The sequence below is a fragment of the Arthrobacter sp. R3-55 genome, from assembly GCF_054161505.1.
The window spans coordinates 4,335,823-4,352,205 of record NZ_CP096423.1 but is presented as its reverse complement, the minus strand read 5'-3'; the positions used below and the strand labels follow the sequence as shown (position 1 = coordinate 4,352,205).

Sequence of the window (16,383 nt, the reverse complement as noted above, 5' to 3'; positions counted from 1 at the left end):
AACATGACCATTACCTCGAACGAACAGCTCACCGTCACCCTCGGCTCCAGCGGCGTCACCCCGGAAGACGTCGTCGCCGTCGCCCGCCACAACGCCAAGGTGACCATCTCCCAGGACGCCCTGGACAACGTGGCCAAGGTCCGTGCCCACATTGACGACCTCGCCACCAGCGACGTCCCGGCCTACGGCATCTCCACGGGCTTCGGCGCGCTGGCCAACCGCCACATCCCCAACGACCTCCGCACCCAGCTGCAGAAGTCGCTGATCCGCAGCCACGCCGCCGGCATGGGCCCGGCAGTTGAACGCGAAGTGGTCCGCGGCATCATGTTCCTCCGCGCCAAGACCCTGGCTTCCGGCCGCACGGGCGTCCGTCCGGTGGTCCTGCAGACCATGGTGGATGTCCTCAACGCCGGCATCACCCCTCTGGTCCGCGAGTTCGGCTCGCTGGGTTGCTCCGGCGACCTCGCGCCGCTGTCCCACTGCGCGCTGGTCCTCATGGGCGAAGGCGAAGCAACAGGACCCGACGGCGAACTGTACGGAACCGCAGGCAAGCCCCCTGTTGCTGAGCTGCTCGCGCAGCACGGGATCGAGCCGGTTACCCTCGCCGAGAAGGAGGGCCTGGCCCTCGTCAACGGCACCGAAGGCATGCTCGGCATGCTCCTGATGGCCATCGCGGACATCCGTTTGTTGCTTGCGACGGCGGACGTCACTGCCGCGCTCAGCGTCGAGGCGCTGCTCGGCACGGACCAGGTGTTCCTGCCGGAGCTCCATGCCGCACTCAGGCCGCACCCGGGCCAGGCTGCCAGCGCGGACAACATGCTGCGTGTGCTGTCCAACTCGCCGATCGTCGCGTCCCACCGGATCAACGACACCAAGGTCCAGGACGCCTACTCGCTGCGTTGCGCCCCGCAGGTTGCCGGCGCTGTCCGCGACACCGTGGACCACGCCGCACTGGTTGCTTCCCGCGAACTCGCCGCAGCGATCGACAACCCGGTGGTCCTCCCGGACGGCCGCGTCACGTCCAACGGCAACTTCCACGGCGCCCCCGTGGCCTACGTCCTGGACTTCCTGGCCATCGCAGTGGCGGACCTCAGCTCCATCGCCGAGCGCCGCACCGACCGTATGCTCGATCCCGCACGCTCGCACGGACTGCCGGCCTTCCTTGCCGGTGATCCGGGCGTCGATTCCGGCCTCATGATCGCGCAATACACGCAGGCCGGCTTGGTCTCTGACAACAAGCGCCTCGCTGTTCCGGCGTCGGTGGACTCCATCCCGAGCTCCGCCATGCAGGAAGACCACGTGTCCATGGGCTGGCACGCTGCCCGGAAGCTGCGCAAGGCCGTGGAGAACCTCCGCCGCGTGCTCGCCGTCGAGCTTGTCACCAGCGCCCGCGCCATCGACATGCGCACGCAGATGTCCGACGGCGAACTCACCCCGGGGCCCGCCGGCACGGCAGTGCTTGAGGTGCTTCGCGAAGTGGTCCAGGGACCGGGCACCGACCGGTTCCTTTCGCCGGAACTGGAAGCGGCTGACCGTCTGGTTGGCTCCGGTGCGGTCCGCGCGGCCGCCGAATCCGCCGTCGGGGTTTTGGCCTGACGTCGAATAAAACGCTCATCTGATGGGCATATTTGCCACGTCCCGGTCTTTGTTCGCAACGCAATGACCGGGGCGTGGCAAATGTAGTAGAACTTATGGTGTACGTCACGTCCACAACAACGGTGTTGTGGGCTTGACGGTCAACCGTTCACACAACTCAATACACAACAGAGAACATCCACAAAGGGGTAGAAGTTCAATGAAGGCACGCGGAGCAGTCCTGTCCAGGCGAAGCGCTCACACGGCTACGGTTTCCGACTGGAAGACGCTGACAGTTGGCGAGGCGGTGGAAGTGGTCAAATACGCCCACGTGATTGCCACTGGCCGGGTCGAGGAAATCTCCAGCAGCGGAAACGTGGTGTGGCTTGAGCACTCGGGCCCGGGCGTTACCGAAGAGGGCAAGGAACTGTTCATGAAGTCCGACGGCGTCACTCTCCGCCGGGCATAGCTGCAGTTACCGTCGAGGTACTTGTTAAACAGAAACCGGGGCTCGTTCCCTTTCCGCGGGTAGTAGATGCGGAAAGGGAACGAGCCCCGGTTTTTGGCGTCGCTGGCCCGGAATACGTTGGGGTATCAGGCAGCGAGTACTTCGCGGGTCTGACCGAAGGGAACGGATTCGTCCAGAGCCACGGTGTAGGTGCCGGGCTCGTGCCGGGTCACCAGAATGCCGCAGTTAGCATCTGCTGCTGCGTTTTCGATCAGGGCATCCACGGCGCGGTCGAGTCCGTCGTGGATTTCGTCTGCCTTGGAAAAGGACAGGCGAATTTCGCGTTCTGCAATCATTGCAGGGGTCATGGGGGTGCCTCCTATTACGTGCCGCATGCGAGGGCGACCCATCAATCATAGTGGTCGCGCCCGAAAATTTGTAAGATGACCAGCACTTCGGTGACGTGGGTCTCACATGCGGCCCGGGTGTGGGGCGAACCGGCGGCGGGACTCCAAAGACGTGGTGGCGGGATTCGAACCCGCGTGCGCTGCTTTGCAGGCAGCTCCCTGGCCTCTTGGGTACACCACGTGCCAACGACACTAGGTGCACCCAAGCGGGCCCGGCAAAGTTCATGTCCCGAGCTTTCCCAGGGCTACGAATGGTGTCGCCCGGCTAAGAATTGGAGACGTCCGGGGACGTGAAGATTGCGCCGGGTTGCCTCCAGTGACCGGTTGCCTGCAGTGACTCCATCGACCGGCCAACCCCGGGCTTGTTCGCTGACGCATGGCGCTCAAGGGCGGGTGTCACGGACAAGCGCGGGATCCGTGGATTCACCCCGTGCGGAGCGCCGCCCCGCCAGCTTGGTCACTCCGACGACGATCAGGAGTGTCAGGATGGACGCCGCCATGTGGGTATAGAGAAGGAGGTGGACGTCGCCGCCACTGGTCGCGGTGCCGGCCGGTACGTCCGCCACCGCCTGTTCTCCGTGCAGGTGGTCAAAGAATCCGCTGCCGGGAAAGTACCCTCCGAAAGCGTCGAACCCCAGGTGCAGCACTTGCTGGGCCAGGCCGGACAGAAACAGGAGCACCAAAGGTCCATGGACCCAGCGGGCGATGAGCTGGGCTGCCAGGCAGGAGAGTGCGGCGAAGGCCAAGAGGACGGGAATGGCGGGGATGCTGCCGCCGGCCAGGGCATGCGCGGCCAATCCCAGGGCGACCGCTGCCAGCCCTGCCACCCAGGCCCACTTCTCCTGCACAAGGGGTGTGCGCATCGCTGTCCTTTCCTCCACACAGGCTATGTGGAGGAACGTGCCCGGGAACAGGCCCTTTCAAACGTGTCTCTAAGCGAGCAGGGTGTTGATCAGGCGGGCCGCCACTTTTGCGGTGCGGTGATCTATGTCGAACTCCGGATTCAGCTCCGCGACGTCCAAGTGCAGCAGCTTCCCGCTCGCAGCAACCTGGCGGCAGACCGCGCTGATCACCGGCAACGGCACACCGTAAGCAGCAGGGGCGCTCACCCCCGGAGCCACCGACGCCGGCATGACGTCGAGGTCGATGGTCAGGTACAGCACGTCCACCCCGGCCAGGAAGCCGGCAACAAAAACCTCCACAGCCTCGGGGGTGCACAGCTCGTCCAGCAGGTACTTCACACCCAGGCGTTCGGCTGTGTTGAAGAGCGTCCGCGTGTTGTTGGGCTCCGAAATTCCGACGACGGCGTACTGCAGTTCGCGCCCTTCGGCAGCTTCTGCGCGGGCCATCTGAAGGAACGGCGTGCCCGAGCTCGGCGTGGGCTCGTCGCGCAGGTCAAAGTGGGCGTCCAGGTTCAGTACGCCGAGCCTTTTGCCACGAACCGCTTCAGAACCTGCCACGCCAAGGTAACTGGCAAACGCGGTCTCGTGCCCGCCGCCCAGCACCACGGTGAGGTTGCCGGCGTCGAGCAATCCCGAAATGGCGCGTCCGGCGCGCTGTTGGCCCGCTTCCAGTGAGTCGTCCTCCACCACTACATCACCGGCGTCGAACACGTCACGGTCGAGGTGGAAAGCCAGGGGACCCAGCGCCTCTCGGATGGCGGCGGGAGCAGCGGCAGCACCCACGCGGCCCTTGTTGCGGAGGACTCCGGCGTCACTGCAAAAACCAAGCACGACGGCGGGGCGCGAGGCCGTTGCCGACGCGGAGGACGTGAACGGCGTTACCGCTTGCCACCAGCGCCGGTGTTCGGCGCCGTCCCCGTCAAAGCGGCCCGTCCAGGGTGTGGGGCTGACGTCGACAGTGGGGATGCTGCTGGTTTCCATGCCTTAAGCACACCCGAAGGCGGGCACTAAAACCAGCGATCCAATCACCCGGGTGTCCGGAATCCCGGACTTCCCTACTTGACGCCCAACAACTCCTCCACAGTTCCGATCCCGAAGAACAGGAGGAACGCCGCGGCCACAGCCCACATCAGGGGATGGACTTCACGGGCGCGGCCTTGGAAGGTGCGGATCAGGACGTAGGAGATGAAGCCGGCGCCGAGGCCGTTGGCGATCGAGTACGTGAACGGCATGAGGGAGATGGTCAGGAAGGCCGGGATGCCGACGCCCCAGTCCTGCCAATCAATCTTGCCCACCTGGGAAACCATCATGAAGCCCACTACCACCAGCGCCGGGGCGACGGCTTCGAACGGGACAAGGTTGATGAGGGGCGTGAAGAACATGGCCACTAGGAACAGCAAGCCGGTGACGATCGAGGCGAGGCCGGTGCGGGCGCCTTCGCCGATGCCTGCGCCGGACTCAACAAAGATCTGGTTGGAGGAAACCGAAGCGCCGCCACCTACGATCGCGCCGAGGGCATCCACTTGGAGCACACGGTCAACGTTGGGGATGTTGCCGTCCTTGTCCACGGTTCCGGCCTCGTTGGCCAGGCCCACCATGGTGCCCATGGCGTCGAAGAAGATGCTCAACAGGATCACGAATGCCAGCAGTGCCGCCGCAATGAGTCCGAGGTGTTCAAAGGCGCCGAACGGGTTGGCCTTGCCGATGAGGGACAGGTCCGGGGCGCCCCACTCCGAAAGGGTGGGAGCAACCAGGGACCAGCCGCGGGGGTTGACGTTCTTGCCGTCAAAGCTGGGGCCGATGTGGAGGGTGAATTCAAGGATGGCGGCCAGTGCAGTGGAAACCACGATGCCGATCAGGATGGCACCACGGACCTTGCGGACCACCAGGGCGATGGTCAGGATCAGGCCCACTGCGAACACCAGGGTAGGCCAGCCCATGAGCTTGCCGTCCACGCCGAGGCCCAGCGGGACCGTGGTGCCGGCGGCGTCGGGAATGCGGCGGACAAATCCCGCATTGACCAGGCCAATCAGTGCAATGAAGAGGCCAATGCCCACCACGATCGCAGTCTTCAGGGCCTCCGGGACGGCCTTGAACACGGCGGTCCGGAATCCTGTCAGCACCAGGATGAGCATGGTGACGCCGGACAGCACCACAAGGCCCATCATGTCCGGCCAGGTCAGTTCCGGGTGCGAGGCCACGGTGACGGCCACAAAGGCGTTGACGCCCAGGCCCGTTGCTACGGCAAACGGGTGTTTGGCCCACGCGCCCATGAGGATGGTCAGGATGCCCGCTACGAACGCCGTGGTGGCCGCGACGGCAGTGAAACCAAGGGATGCCCCGCTCGAATCAGCCCCGGAGAGGATCAACGGGTTCAGCACCACGATGTAGCTCATGGCGAAGAACGTTGCGAAGCCGCCACGAATTTCCCGCGAGTACGTGGATCCACGTTCAGTAATCTTGAAGTAGCGGTCTACTGCAGAACCTTGTTTAAGCATGAAGGACTCCGGGGATCGAGGGGAGTGTGCTCTCAAATCCTATGCGGTCCGGTACGGGCGCTCCGGACGATTCGCCTAGTCTGTAAGGAAGCCAACACTAGGAGAAACCGCCCCATGCGTACCATCCGCCCGCTTCTGGCCGCCGTCGTTGCTGCTCTTGCCTTCGCGTCCGCCCTGCTGTTTTCGGCGGCTCCGGCGTCCGCCCATGACGTCGCCGAATCCACGACGCCGGCCAACGGTGCCGCTGTGACGGAAGTGCCGGCGTCGGTCGCCATTACCTTCAACAACCGGCCGCTTGCCATCGGTTCGGGCGTAACTGTCACGGCGGGTGGCGAAAACTGGGCCGACGGCCCCGTTGAAATCATTGACAACCAGGCGGTTCAAAAGCTGCGTAAAGGCGCCCCCGCCGGCGAGTACACCGTGGTCTGGCGGGTTGTCAGCAGCGATTCCCACCCCATTGAAGGCACCTTTACGTTCACTGCCACCGCGGGAAGCACGACGTCGACAGGCGCTTCGGCAGGTGCCTCGACGTCGGCCCCGGCTTCATCCTCCGCAGCGGTGCCGACCGCAGGAACCGGGGCGCCTGGAAACGGCAGCAGTGAACCGGCCGCGGATGCCTCCCAGCCCTTCCCGTGGAGCATCGTGGGACTGGCCGTGGTTGCTGTAGGTCTCGTTATTTTTCTGGCCGTTACTGCACGCCGGAAACTGGCTGCGTCAAATGACTCTGAGGGCGATTCTGCCGCGGAATAACGGGGTTTTCTACGTAGCTGCGAAGATCTCGAAATGGTCACCACGACACGCCAGAAGCGCGGTTCTCGTTACTTAAATGTGACTTCGGCGTGATCATCGCGTACGGTTGTACCTGTGCCTGTTCCACGTAGCGGGCACTTCCGGCCTGATTGCCTAGCTCTGCCGCAGTCCGGAATCCGTTCGCAGACAAACCTTACGGCAGAGACGGGGAACCCATTTTAGGTCGCTTTCGAGCGTGCCTTGGGGTGAAGTCACGAAGCTTCCGCGTAACAGCGGGGCGTAGTGGCCGGGTGACTCCCATCCGAATCCGACAGCTAACCTCGCAGGCATCGGGAGAGGCTCTTTCATGTCTTCACGCATTCTTCGCGGCCGTCGTAAGGCGGACAGCGTACGTCCTAATCCGTTCATCTCCATCTCCAAGGCAGTCGCCAGCAACGCTTCCGGCGCTGGCCGCCAGGCAGCTGTTATCGCAGCAGCCTCCGGCCTTGTCCTGACCGGCTCCATTGCTGCCCACGCAGCTGAAGCTCCGGTTCAGCGGGATTCCAGCCCTGCAACGGTCGCTGAGACCGTTTCCGAGGCTCCCACCCAGGTTGTGACCGCATTGGCCACGGCTACCGTCAACTTCGAGCGCCCCGCTGTTGCTTCCGTAGCAGCTCCGGTCATCGAGAAGCCGGCTCCGGTTGCTCCGGCTCCCGTCGCCAAGAAGGCTGCAGTCACCACTGCAGCTGCAACGGCTCCTGTTGCCAAGGCTGCTGCTGCCGCTCCGGCCGCAGCTCCGGCTCCGGCTCCGGCTCCTGCTGCAGCCCCGGCCGTCGGTGGCGTCAACGCTGCCATGGTTGCCTCGGCTTACGCCCAGATCGGCATCATGCAGGACTGCACCGCCATGGTGGAGCGGGCCCTCGGTTCCGCAGGCATTCCTGTTGGCGACCTCGGTCCCATGCAGTTCATGAACTACGGCAAGGTTGTCAGCTCGCCCCAGCCCGGCGACATGATCGTCCAGTCCGGCCACGTTGCCATCTACATCGGCAACGGCCAGGCCATCAGCGGTGGCATCAACGGCAACCAGACGGGCATCCACCCCATCAGCTGGTTGACCGCAACGGGTCCCCTGACCTACGTACGCGCTGGCGCATAAGCCTCACGCTTCAGTTCAAAGGCCGGTGTCTTCGAAGAACCAATCTTCGAGGACACCGGCCTTTGGCGTTAAATAATGTGAGTTAAAGTTCAGAGTCCTAGGCGGTAGCGATGCCCGGGCCTGCCGGGAGGGCAACCTTGGATGATATCGCCTGGCCCACAGCCTTTGCCTGGCGAAGCACTTCCTTGGGTGTGGGCGTAATGAGTTCCCCGACTCCCACCAAGTGCATCCCGACGGCCCGCATGGCGGCCACCAGATTCTGCCCGATCGCTATGCCCAGTTCGGCCAGCATGCGGCGCAACTGACTCTGTGCGCAGCGCGTCACCACAATATGGTCGGCCAGAAGGACCCCGTTGGCAGTGTGCACGGCCCACTGACGGCGGGTGGATTCGAGTGGACCGGAGGCGTGGAGCCCCGTTCTGAGCCCGGCAGTGGTCATGCTGGCAGCCAGTCCGTAGCCGATCTGCTGGGACGGGTCGGAGCCAAGGAAATCAAGGCGTACAGCCCGGGTGGTGCTGCGGACATCCAGGTGGTGGCTGGCGGCGTAGTTCCGTAGGTGGCGGAGGATTTCGTTGCGTTCCTGCATGGCTGCTGGATCAGCGGCGTCGCAGCGTTGAAGCATTCCGGTGTGTACTGACGGGCCGGTTGCGGACAACGCGCCGAACCCGTCCACCACTATGGAGCCCACGCCATAACGGCTGAGCTCACTGGCAACTGCCAAGCCGGACAGGCCGGCTCCGATGACCACGGTGGTGGTGCGTTCCGTGGCGGAATCAGGCGTGAGTGACACTGCTTGGTTCCTCCTTGACGTGTGTGCCCTTGGGCATCGCATGGGGTCGCGTCCGAGTTCCCCAAGCGGCCGCAATAAATGGCCGGAGTGTGTTGTGGAACACGTTTGCCGGCCATTCTGTGACTCGAACACTACCGAACTTTTTCTGCCATGGATAGCCTCCGGGGTGCGCGTGTTTCCGGTGTTCATCCGTAGCGCAAAACGGCCTTGCTGCAACCGACCCCGGACCGTTACCCACATAGCCCGAAGTCGCCTTGATTCGGCGTTCCCGACCGAGAATAGTGGGCCTTGGGAGGAAGAATTTTATTGTTTCTTCTGCCCCGGCCATTGACAAGGGCGCTGTGAGGGAATCCTGGAAGGAGAACCTCTGGCAGAATGGCCGGAACATCAAGCAGCAGGTGGAGAGGCGGGCCCCATGGACCAGCACAGCAGGCACAATGAAGAGCCACAGGACGGGCAGGACCAGGCAGTGGCGCCTGGTGGCATCGTTGTTGGAGTGGACGGTTCGGAGCACGGTCAATGCGCCTTGGTATGGGCCGCGCGGGAGGCCGAGCGCCGTCAATTGCCTTTGCACATCGTGACGGCTTACTCCGTCCCCATCTTTGCTGCATCCGGACTCGATGGCGGCTATGCAACTGTGGATGATTCAGTGATTCGCGAGGGCGCGGATGCCATCATCAAACAGGCCATGGACAAGGTTTCCGGTTACGCCATCGACGTCGATGCTTCGGTCGAAAACGGCGACGCTGCCGGTGTCCTCCTGGATCTCTCCGCTGACGCTGCGCTCCTCGTTTTCGGCAGTCGGGGCCGCGGTGGCTTCGTTGGACGCCTCTTGGGATCGGTGAGCAGCGCCTTGCCCGCACACGCCAAGTGCCCCACCGTCACGGTCCCCTTGTACTGCGCTGATCGGCTGGGCGAAAACACAGAGGACAAGCACATCAAGGCCGAGCACGCCAAAGCCGGACCCCGCACTGTCGAGAACGTGGTTGCCGTGGGCGTGGACGGCTCCGAGCAAGCCCGTGTGGCTATGCTTGAGGCAGCCGAGCAAGCCCAACGCATGGGAGCGAAGCTCCGCGTCATCTGCGCGGTACCGCAATACAGCGGGTCCTTGGCCTGGGTACCGGCCCCGTTGGACCGGGATGCCCTCTTTGCCGACATCAAGGTCCAGCTGGACGCCGGTGTCGCATGGCTTAGGAGCCACTTCCCCCAACTGACCATCGAGACGGACCTCCGGGACGGCTCGCCGGTGGACGTCCTGGTGGAAACCAGCCGCAGCGTCGAGCTGGTGGTTCTGGGAACACGCGGCCGGGGCGGCTTCGCAGGCATGCTTTTGGGTTCCACCTCGGATGGCGTCCTGCACCATGCCAAGGGTCCTGTGCTTGTTGTCCCTGACAGGGAGGACCCGCGGCTGGCTGATCGCCATAAGTTTGGGCCCATGCTCGGCGCAGCTTAGGCGGCGCAGCCTGGTGCTCATCCTCGACATCGCCGGCATCCGTGCTTCCATGCTTCCTGACGTGGGTGGCAAGGCGGCCAACCTGGGTGAGTTGGCACGTTCGGGGCTGCCCGTACCGCCCGGCTTCTGCCTCACAACGGCCGCCTACCGCCAAGCTCTCTCGGGCGCCGGGCTGGAGGCTGTGCTGGCAGCGTTGAAAGAGACCTCTGCGTCCCAACTCGAGGATTTGAACCGCCTTGCCGCCCGGGCCAGGTCCTTGGTGCTCGACGCCGGCGTCCCGGCGGGGATTGCCGAGGCGGTGCGGTCCGCTTATCAGCAGCTGGGAGAGAACGTCCCGGTTGCCGTCAGGTCTTCAGCCACTGCCGAGGATTTGGCCTTCGCGAGCTTCGCGGGTCAGCAGGACACCTTCTTGAATGTGGTGGGCGGGGACGCCGTCCTGGACGCAGTGAGCCGCTGTTGGGCTTCGCTGTGGACGGACCGGGCCGTGACCTACCGGACCGTCAACGGCATGGATCATGCCTCGGTCACCCTGGCTGTGGTGGTTCAGGAGATGGTGGATTCAGCTACTGCCGGCGTGATGTTCACTGCCAACCCTGTAACGGGAAACAGACACCAGACGGTGATTGACGCCAGCCCTGGCTTGGGAGAGGCAGTTGTCTCCGGAGCCGTGAACCCGGATCAGTACGTTGTTGACCTTCGCCGCCGCGCCATGGTGAAGAGGAGCTTGGGGGACAGGCAGGTGGAGATCAGGGCGCTCCCAGGCGGCGGCACGGAACGCGTTGAACGGAGCGCCGGGTCCCTGCGCGACCAACAAGCCGGTTCCGAGCCCCAGCCCTGTCTCAGCGAAACCCAGGTCCTGAAATTGGCGGACCTGGGCCAACAGATCCAGGGGCACTACGGAGCCCCGCAGGACACGGAATGGGCCATCGACCCAGCGGGAAAACTGTGGATCACCCAAGCGAGGCCCATCACCACCTTGTACCCGCAAACCACGCGCACCCCTTCCACCCCCGGAGAGCATGCCTTCCTGAATTTCAGCCTCGCCCAGGGGCTCACCAGGCCGCTGACGCCCATGGGCTTGGCCGGGATTCGGCTCATCGCCTCCTCTGTGGCAAGGACTGCGGGCTTTGACGTCCCGGATCCGCGGTCCGGCCCGTCGCCGTATTACGAGGCCGGGCAGCGCATCTTCTTTGATCTCACTTCGGTGGTCAGGAGCAGGGTCGGCCGGGTGATCGTGCCCCGTGTTTTCGACGTCATGGAAGCCCGCTCAGCCAGCCTGATACGTGGTCTTTTCGATGATCCACGCTTCGCTGTGACCATCAAGACACCCTTGAAGCTGATTCGCCACGTAGCTCCGGTCGCAGCCAAGTACCGCGTCCCGGAAACGCTCTTACGCGGTCTTTTCCGCCCCGGTGCGGCAATGAAGCGCGTGCAGGGGTTTGGTTCGAATCTGCGGACCTCCCTGGCCGTCCCGGCGGAAGCCACAGCCCATCAGAGGATCGGCCACGTCCAGCGAATCCTGGGTGAGGAGCTTTTCGCCACAGTCCCCCAGGTACTGCCGCTTCCTGCGCTGGGCTTTGCCATGCTGGCGCTGGTCAGGCGCCTTCTGGGCGACCAAGCCTCCTCCGGGGAGCTTCAAACAGTGCTACGGGGCCTGCCAAACAATGTCACAACGGAGATGGACCTGGCCTTGTGGCAGCTCGCCTCCGGGATTCGGGAAGACCCCGACGCCGTTGCCTCCATCACCGGTCGGTCGGCGATAGAGCTGGCGGAACAGTATCGGGACGGAAGCCTCCCGGCCGTTGCCCAGGCCGGGTTGGCTTCCTTCCTGAACACTTTCGGGCACCGGGCGGTCGCAGAGATCGATCTCGGAATGCCGCGCTGGTCAGATGACCCCACCCATATCCTTGGAGTCGTCTCCAACTATTTGAGGCTCCCGGACGACGCGGAGGCGCCGGACCAGCAGTTTGCGCGGGCAGCTCGCGAGGCCGACAACCAGATAGCCCGGTTCGTGGCCCGCGCCAGGACCAAGAGCCCGCTGCACGCAGCGATCGTCAGAGTTGCCCTGGACCGGACACGGCGCTTCGCAGGACTGCGCGAGTTGCCAAAGTACAACCTGGTCCTGGGATTGTCCGCTGCGCGGAAGCAGCTGCTCCTGGTCGGGGAGGAGCTCGCCGCAGCGCATCGGATCCAACGTCCCGAGGACATCTTCTTCCTGGATCTGGACGAAGCCGAGACCGCACTGGCCGGAGATGAGCTGCAGGAGTTGATTGCAGAGCGTCGTGAGGCCTATGAGCAGGAACTGCGGCGGAGGCATATACCGCGGGTGCTCATGTCTGACGGCACTGAACCAGAGGCTGCGCCCGGAACCAACCGCACGCAGCGCCCGGGCACTTTGTCCGGCAGTCCGGCGTCGGCGGGGCAGGTCACAGGCCCTGCTCGCGTCATCATGGATCCCGTCGGCGCCCACCTGGAGCCCGGAGAAATACTTGTGGCGCCGTCAACGGATCCTGGCTGGACGCCGTTGTTCCTCACGGCCAGCGGGTTGGTCATGGAAATGGGCGGGCCCAACTCGCATGGTGCTGTGGTGGCCCGCGAGTACGGCATTCCTGCAGTCGTGGGAGTTCCGGATGCCACAGTGCGCATCAGCACCGGGCAGCGCGTCACCGTGGACGGCGCCGCGGGGAGCGTGGCTATTGAGGACGCGGGAGGCGCGGCCGGCTAAGCGTGCTGGTGTGATTCGTGCTCGGAGTGGCTTACAGGCTCCAACTGGAAAGTGCAGTGCTCGGTGTCGAAGTGCCGGCCGAGGCAGGATCCGAGCTGATCCAGGATGTTGTCTGCCCCGCTGGCATTGAGGACCGCGTCCTCCACCACCACATGGGCCGAGAAGACGGGGACTCCGGAGGTAATGGTCCAGATGTGGATGTCGTGGGCATCCACCACACCGTCCACGGCAATGATGTGCTCGCGGATCATGTTCACGTCCACACCCTTGGGCGTGGCCTCGAGCAGGACGTCCACCACATCGCGCAGCAGATGCCAGGCGCGGGGAATGATCATCACTGCGATCAGCATCGAAGCGATGGGGTCGGCGGCGCTGATTCCCGTGGTCATGATCACCACAGCCGCGACGATGACGGCGATGGAGCCCAGGAGGTCGCCCAGGACTTCAAGGTAGGCGCCGCGGACGTTGAGGCTCTCCTTCTGTGCTCCCTGCAGGATCAGGAGTGAGACCAAGTTGGCTACAGCACCCAAAATGGCTGCCCACAGCATGACGTCCGTCTGGATCTCCGGGGATTCCCCGAAGCGGCGGATGGCCTCGATCATGATCACCACGGCAATGACGATCAGGATCAGGGCGTTGGCCAACGCGGCCAGGACCTCGGCCCTTTGGTAGCCGTACGTTCGCTGGTCACTTGCCGGCCGGGTAGCGATCCATGCCGCCATCAGGGCAATGAACACACCTGCCGCGTCGGAGAGCATATGCCCGGCATCGGCCAACAGCGCCAAAGATCCGGACACGACGGCGCCGATCACCTGGATGCCCACCACCCCTAAGGTGATGGCGAGGACGGCAATAAGCCGCTTCCGGTGCTTGCCGGTTGCTGTGACTCCGTGGGAGTGGTTGTGGTCGTGCCCCATGTCTATAAGGCTATCCCCAGCCGAGTTCGTGCAAGCGATCGTCGTCGATCCCGAAGTGGTGTGCGATCTCGTGGACCACCGTGATGGCCACTTCATCAATGACTTCTTCGCGGGTGCTGCAGATGTCCAGAATGGGCTGCCTGAAGATGGTGATCCGGTCCGGCAGGGAACCAGCCTCCCACCAGGAATCGCGTTCGGTCAGCGGGACGCCTTCGTAAAGGCCCAGCAGGACGGTGTCCGGATCTTCGCCCGGTTGGGGCGTGTAGTCGTCCTCAATAAAAATGGCTACATTGTCCATGGCACTGGCCGCTTTGGGCGGTATCAGTTGGAGGGCGTCACTGACAGCTTCTTCGAATTCCTCGGGTGACATGTCGAAAGCCGGGGTGTGCCCCACCGAGGCGTGTTCAGCCGGGCTGTGCACCGCATTCCTTGCCGGGAGAGGCGATGAGGGGCGCTCGCCGTCCGGAACAATGGGCAAGCCGGGTGGAAGATTCGCGGGCATGATCTGACTTTAGTCCGCCCTGGCAGCATCGGCGCCGTGTGTGATGAGAGATACTAAAAGTCAATCCTCTCTCGACAGACACAGGAACCGCATGACCGGCACATCTTCCCTCGCGCCTGAGCCCCTCGATGTCGTCGTAGTTGGTGAGGCGTTGATCGACATTGTGGAGTCGTCCGAAGGCCAAGTGGAGTATCCAGGCGGTTCTCCGGCAAACGTCGCTTTCGGTCTGGGCCGTTTGGACGTCAAAACCGGCCTGCTGACGGCCATTGGACGCGACACCCGCGGCGATGCCATCGCAGCACATCTGCACAGCGCCGGTGTGGTGCTGTTGCCCGGTTCTATGTCAGCAGGCAAGACAGCCACGGCCACCGCGCGGATATCAGCCGACGGTTCAGCCGACTACACGTTCGATATTGACTGGAAACTGGCTCCGATTGCCCTGCCCTATGCGCCAAGGATCCTGCACACAGGCTCCATCGCCACCTTCCTGGAGCCCGGAGCAAGCGTTGTGCGCAGCCTGCTGGAGCAGGCTCAAGGCGGGTGCATGGTCACGTACGATCCCAACATCCGCCCCGATCTCCTGGGAAGTCACCACGAGGCACTGGCCCTCTTTGAGGAAATAGTGCCGCTGACCGACGTCGTGAAGCTCAGCGGTACCGATGCCCGTTGGCTATACCCGGGCAAGGCGCTTGAGGACACGGCAAACCACCTCTTGGCCCTCGGCGCCGGGTTGGTCGTTGTGACCCAAGGGGTCAAGGGATCACTCATGGCAACGAAGCACATACAGCTCAACGTCCCCGCCGTCCCGGCCACGGTGGCGGACACCATTGGCGCCGGTGACTCCTTTACGGCAGCCCTCATCATGGGGCTGTTGCTGCGGGGCAGCGACGGATTGGCGCCCACCGTCATGGAGCGGATCGGCACCATCGCCTCCATGGCGGCTTCCATCGCCGTCGGCCGCCCAGGTGCCAACCCGCCCACACACCGCGAACTTTTGGTGGGAATGGCCCGCTAACGCATCGGCTTACGGGTTCGGCGCCGGGTCAGGCCAACGCCGATCAGGCACACCACGCCCCCGATCAGCCCCCAAATGGTGGGGACTTCCTGGAGGACAGCCCACGAAATCAGGATGGTGGTGCCCGGAACCAGGTAGGTTGTGGCCGCAAGCTTTCCCGCCGAGATCAGAGAGAGCGCGTAGGCCCAGGTGGTGAAGGCAATGGCTGTGGGGAAAATGCCCAGGTACACCAGCCCGAGGGTCGCCGGCAGCGGTGCCGCTTGGATTTCGGAAATCAACTGTCCCGTCCAGGGCAGGCAGCAGATGGCGCCCACCATAATCCCGAACCACGTTGCCTGCCCGGCCGTGAACTTCCGGAGCACGGGTTTCTGCAGGATCGCGCTCACTGAGGCGAGCACAGCGGCAAGCAGGCACAACAGCACACCGGCGACGTCCGCCGTCGAGCGCTGGCCGGAACCCAAAGCGATCATCGCAACCCCGCAGAACGCCACACCGCTGCCGATCAGGAGCCACCGCGGGAAGCCCTCCTTGAGGAAGATTCCAGCAAGGATGGCGATCAGGATGGGGGAGACGTTGATCAGCATGGCGCTGGTGCCGGCGTCGAGTACGTGTTCCGCGGCGTTCAAGGCCACGTTGTAGCCGCCGAACCACATCACCCCGTACGCAACGATCGGCAACCATTCCCGACCCCTCGGCCACACCTTCAGCGTCGGCAGGACAACGATTCCAAGCACGACGGCGGCCACCGCTAACCGTCCCAGCGTCAAGGAGCCGGGGGAGAAGCTGGGGCCGACCGCGCGGATGCCCACGAACGCCGACGCCCACAGGACGACGGTGATGATGACGGCGGCGATGCCGAGCTTACTGATGGCTGCTCCCGGCGCGGGGGTGGTGCGCTGGGGCAGGTCCGGGGAAGGCTGGCCGGGTTCGGCCGGGGTGGTGGTTGTCATGAGCCAAATCTATCCGGCAGGCAGCGGGGGCGGCTGGCGGTTTTCGGACGCGTCAGGACAAGATCCTGCCAATGTTCGGCAGGCGTCCTCCCTGGGCTCTTCCTGCGTGTTCGCGAGGGGCGGGCTCTCGGCACTTTGGGTGTCCCTTTGGGGCGAGATCCAACCCCTCGATGGTCATCGGATGGGGTGTCCAGATGCCCGGCAAATCCTCGATTTGGGAATATCGCCATCTATGCTCTAAAGTTTTAGAGTCCAGTTCGGACGAGCGAGACACGGAAAGAACGCGTAAGCGTCGCTTTTGTTTTGTGAAATCCGA

General features: G+C 64.0%; 15 protein-coding genes, 1 tRNA gene and 1 riboswitch. Of the genes, 7 read left to right on the top strand and 9 right to left on the bottom strand.

What is annotated here, in order from left to right; translation table 11 throughout:
* Positions 1 to 3: 3 nt before the first annotated feature.
* On the top strand, positions 4 to 1,596 hold the full coding sequence (gene hutH / locus M1D51_RS19860) for a histidine ammonia-lyase (protein ID WP_458107739.1): 1,593 nt from the start codon (positions 4 to 6) through the stop codon (positions 1,594 to 1,596).
* A 199-nt stretch (positions 1,597 to 1,795) separates the two neighbouring features.
* Positions 1,796 to 2,044: a hypothetical protein gene (locus tag M1D51_RS19855; RefSeq protein WP_458107738.1), complete on the top strand. Its 249-nt coding sequence runs from the start codon at positions 1,796 to 1,798 to the stop codon at positions 2,042 to 2,044.
* A 125-nt stretch (positions 2,045 to 2,169) separates the two neighbouring features.
* On the opposite strand, the gene M1D51_RS19850 is transcribed toward M1D51_RS19855, so the two are convergent.
* The 5 genes from M1D51_RS19850 to M1D51_RS19830 form a co-directional block, all read right to left on the bottom strand.
* Positions 2,170 to 2,391, bottom strand: coding sequence for a hypothetical protein (locus M1D51_RS19850; protein ID WP_017198995.1), 222 nt, complete (start codon positions 2,389 to 2,391; stop codon positions 2,170 to 2,172).
* Between the two features lie 149 nt (positions 2,392 to 2,540).
* Positions 2,541 to 2,611, bottom strand: a tRNA-Cys gene (locus M1D51_RS19845).
* Positions 2,612 to 2,813: 202 nt separating this feature from the next.
* Positions 2,814 to 3,293, bottom strand: a complete 480-nt coding sequence (locus M1D51_RS19840) for a hypothetical protein (RefSeq protein ID WP_458107737.1) — start codon at positions 3,291 to 3,293, stop codon at positions 2,814 to 2,816.
* Between the two features lie 69 nt (positions 3,294 to 3,362).
* Positions 3,363 to 4,313 (bottom strand): formimidoylglutamase, encoded by a 951-nt coding sequence (gene hutG / locus M1D51_RS19835; RefSeq protein ID WP_458107736.1) that lies wholly within the window; start codon positions 4,311 to 4,313, stop codon positions 3,363 to 3,365.
* Positions 4,314 to 4,387: 74 nt separating this feature from the next.
* Positions 4,388 to 5,830: an NCS2 family permease gene (locus M1D51_RS19830; protein ID WP_458107735.1), complete on the bottom strand. Its 1,443-nt coding sequence runs from the start codon at positions 5,828 to 5,830 to the stop codon at positions 4,388 to 4,390.
* A 114-nt stretch (positions 5,831 to 5,944) separates the two neighbouring features.
* Between M1D51_RS19830 and M1D51_RS19825 the strand changes: the two genes are divergently transcribed.
* Together M1D51_RS19825 and M1D51_RS19820 are read left to right on the top strand one after the other, a co-directional pair.
* Positions 5,945 to 6,580 carry a copper resistance CopC family protein gene (locus M1D51_RS19825; RefSeq protein ID WP_458107734.1) on the top strand — a complete coding sequence of 212 codons (636 nt, stop codon included), beginning with the start codon at positions 5,945 to 5,947 and terminating at the stop codon, positions 6,578 to 6,580.
* Between the two features lie 174 nt (positions 6,581 to 6,754).
* A riboswitch (cyclic di-AMP (ydaO/yuaA leader) is annotated at positions 6,755 to 6,923 on the top strand.
* A 3-nt stretch (positions 6,924 to 6,926) separates the two neighbouring features.
* Positions 6,927 to 7,715 carry an NlpC/P60 family protein gene (locus M1D51_RS19820; RefSeq protein ID WP_458107733.1) on the top strand — a complete coding sequence of 263 codons (789 nt, stop codon included), beginning with the start codon at positions 6,927 to 6,929 and terminating at the stop codon, positions 7,713 to 7,715.
* Positions 7,716 to 7,812: 97 nt separating this feature from the next.
* On the opposite strand, the gene M1D51_RS19815 is transcribed toward M1D51_RS19820, so the two are convergent.
* Positions 7,813 to 8,505 carry an FAD-binding protein gene (locus M1D51_RS19815; RefSeq protein WP_458107732.1) on the bottom strand — a complete coding sequence of 231 codons (693 nt, stop codon included), beginning with the start codon at positions 8,503 to 8,505 and terminating at the stop codon, positions 7,813 to 7,815.
* Positions 8,506 to 8,920: 415 nt separating this feature from the next.
* Here M1D51_RS19815 and M1D51_RS19810 point away from each other — a divergent pair, with 415 nt between their 5' ends.
* A complete protein-coding gene (locus M1D51_RS19810) occupies positions 8,921 to 9,958 on the top strand; it encodes a universal stress protein (protein WP_458107731.1) in 1,038 nt (345 codons plus the stop codon).
* Between the two features lie 49 nt (positions 9,959 to 10,007).
* Entirely contained in the window at positions 10,008 to 12,683 is a 2,676-nt protein-coding gene (locus tag M1D51_RS19805) for a PEP/pyruvate-binding domain-containing protein (protein ID WP_458109625.1), read from the top strand.
* Here the strand turns inward: M1D51_RS19805 and M1D51_RS19800 are convergent.
* Together M1D51_RS19800 and M1D51_RS19795 are read right to left on the bottom strand one after the other, a co-directional pair.
* Positions 12,680 to 13,600: a cation diffusion facilitator family transporter gene (locus M1D51_RS19800; protein ID WP_172324160.1), complete on the bottom strand. Its 921-nt coding sequence runs from the start codon at positions 13,598 to 13,600 to the stop codon at positions 12,680 to 12,682. The genes M1D51_RS19805 and M1D51_RS19800 overlap by 4 nt on opposite strands.
* Positions 13,601 to 13,610: 10 nt before the next feature.
* Positions 13,611 to 14,102 (bottom strand): metallopeptidase family protein, encoded by a 492-nt coding sequence (locus M1D51_RS19795; RefSeq protein WP_458107730.1) that lies wholly within the window; start codon positions 14,100 to 14,102, stop codon positions 13,611 to 13,613.
* A gap of 91 nt (positions 14,103 to 14,193) precedes the next feature.
* Here M1D51_RS19795 and M1D51_RS19790 point away from each other — a divergent pair, with 91 nt between their 5' ends.
* Positions 14,194 to 15,117, top strand: coding sequence for a carbohydrate kinase family protein (locus M1D51_RS19790; RefSeq protein ID WP_458107729.1), 924 nt, complete (start codon positions 14,194 to 14,196; stop codon positions 15,115 to 15,117).
* Here M1D51_RS19790 and M1D51_RS19785 read toward each other — a convergent pair.
* Positions 15,114 to 16,067 (bottom strand): DMT family transporter, encoded by a 954-nt coding sequence (locus M1D51_RS19785; protein ID WP_458107728.1) that lies wholly within the window; start codon positions 16,065 to 16,067, stop codon positions 15,114 to 15,116. The genes M1D51_RS19790 and M1D51_RS19785 overlap by 4 nt on opposite strands.
* Positions 16,068 to 16,383 lie beyond the last annotated feature (316 nt).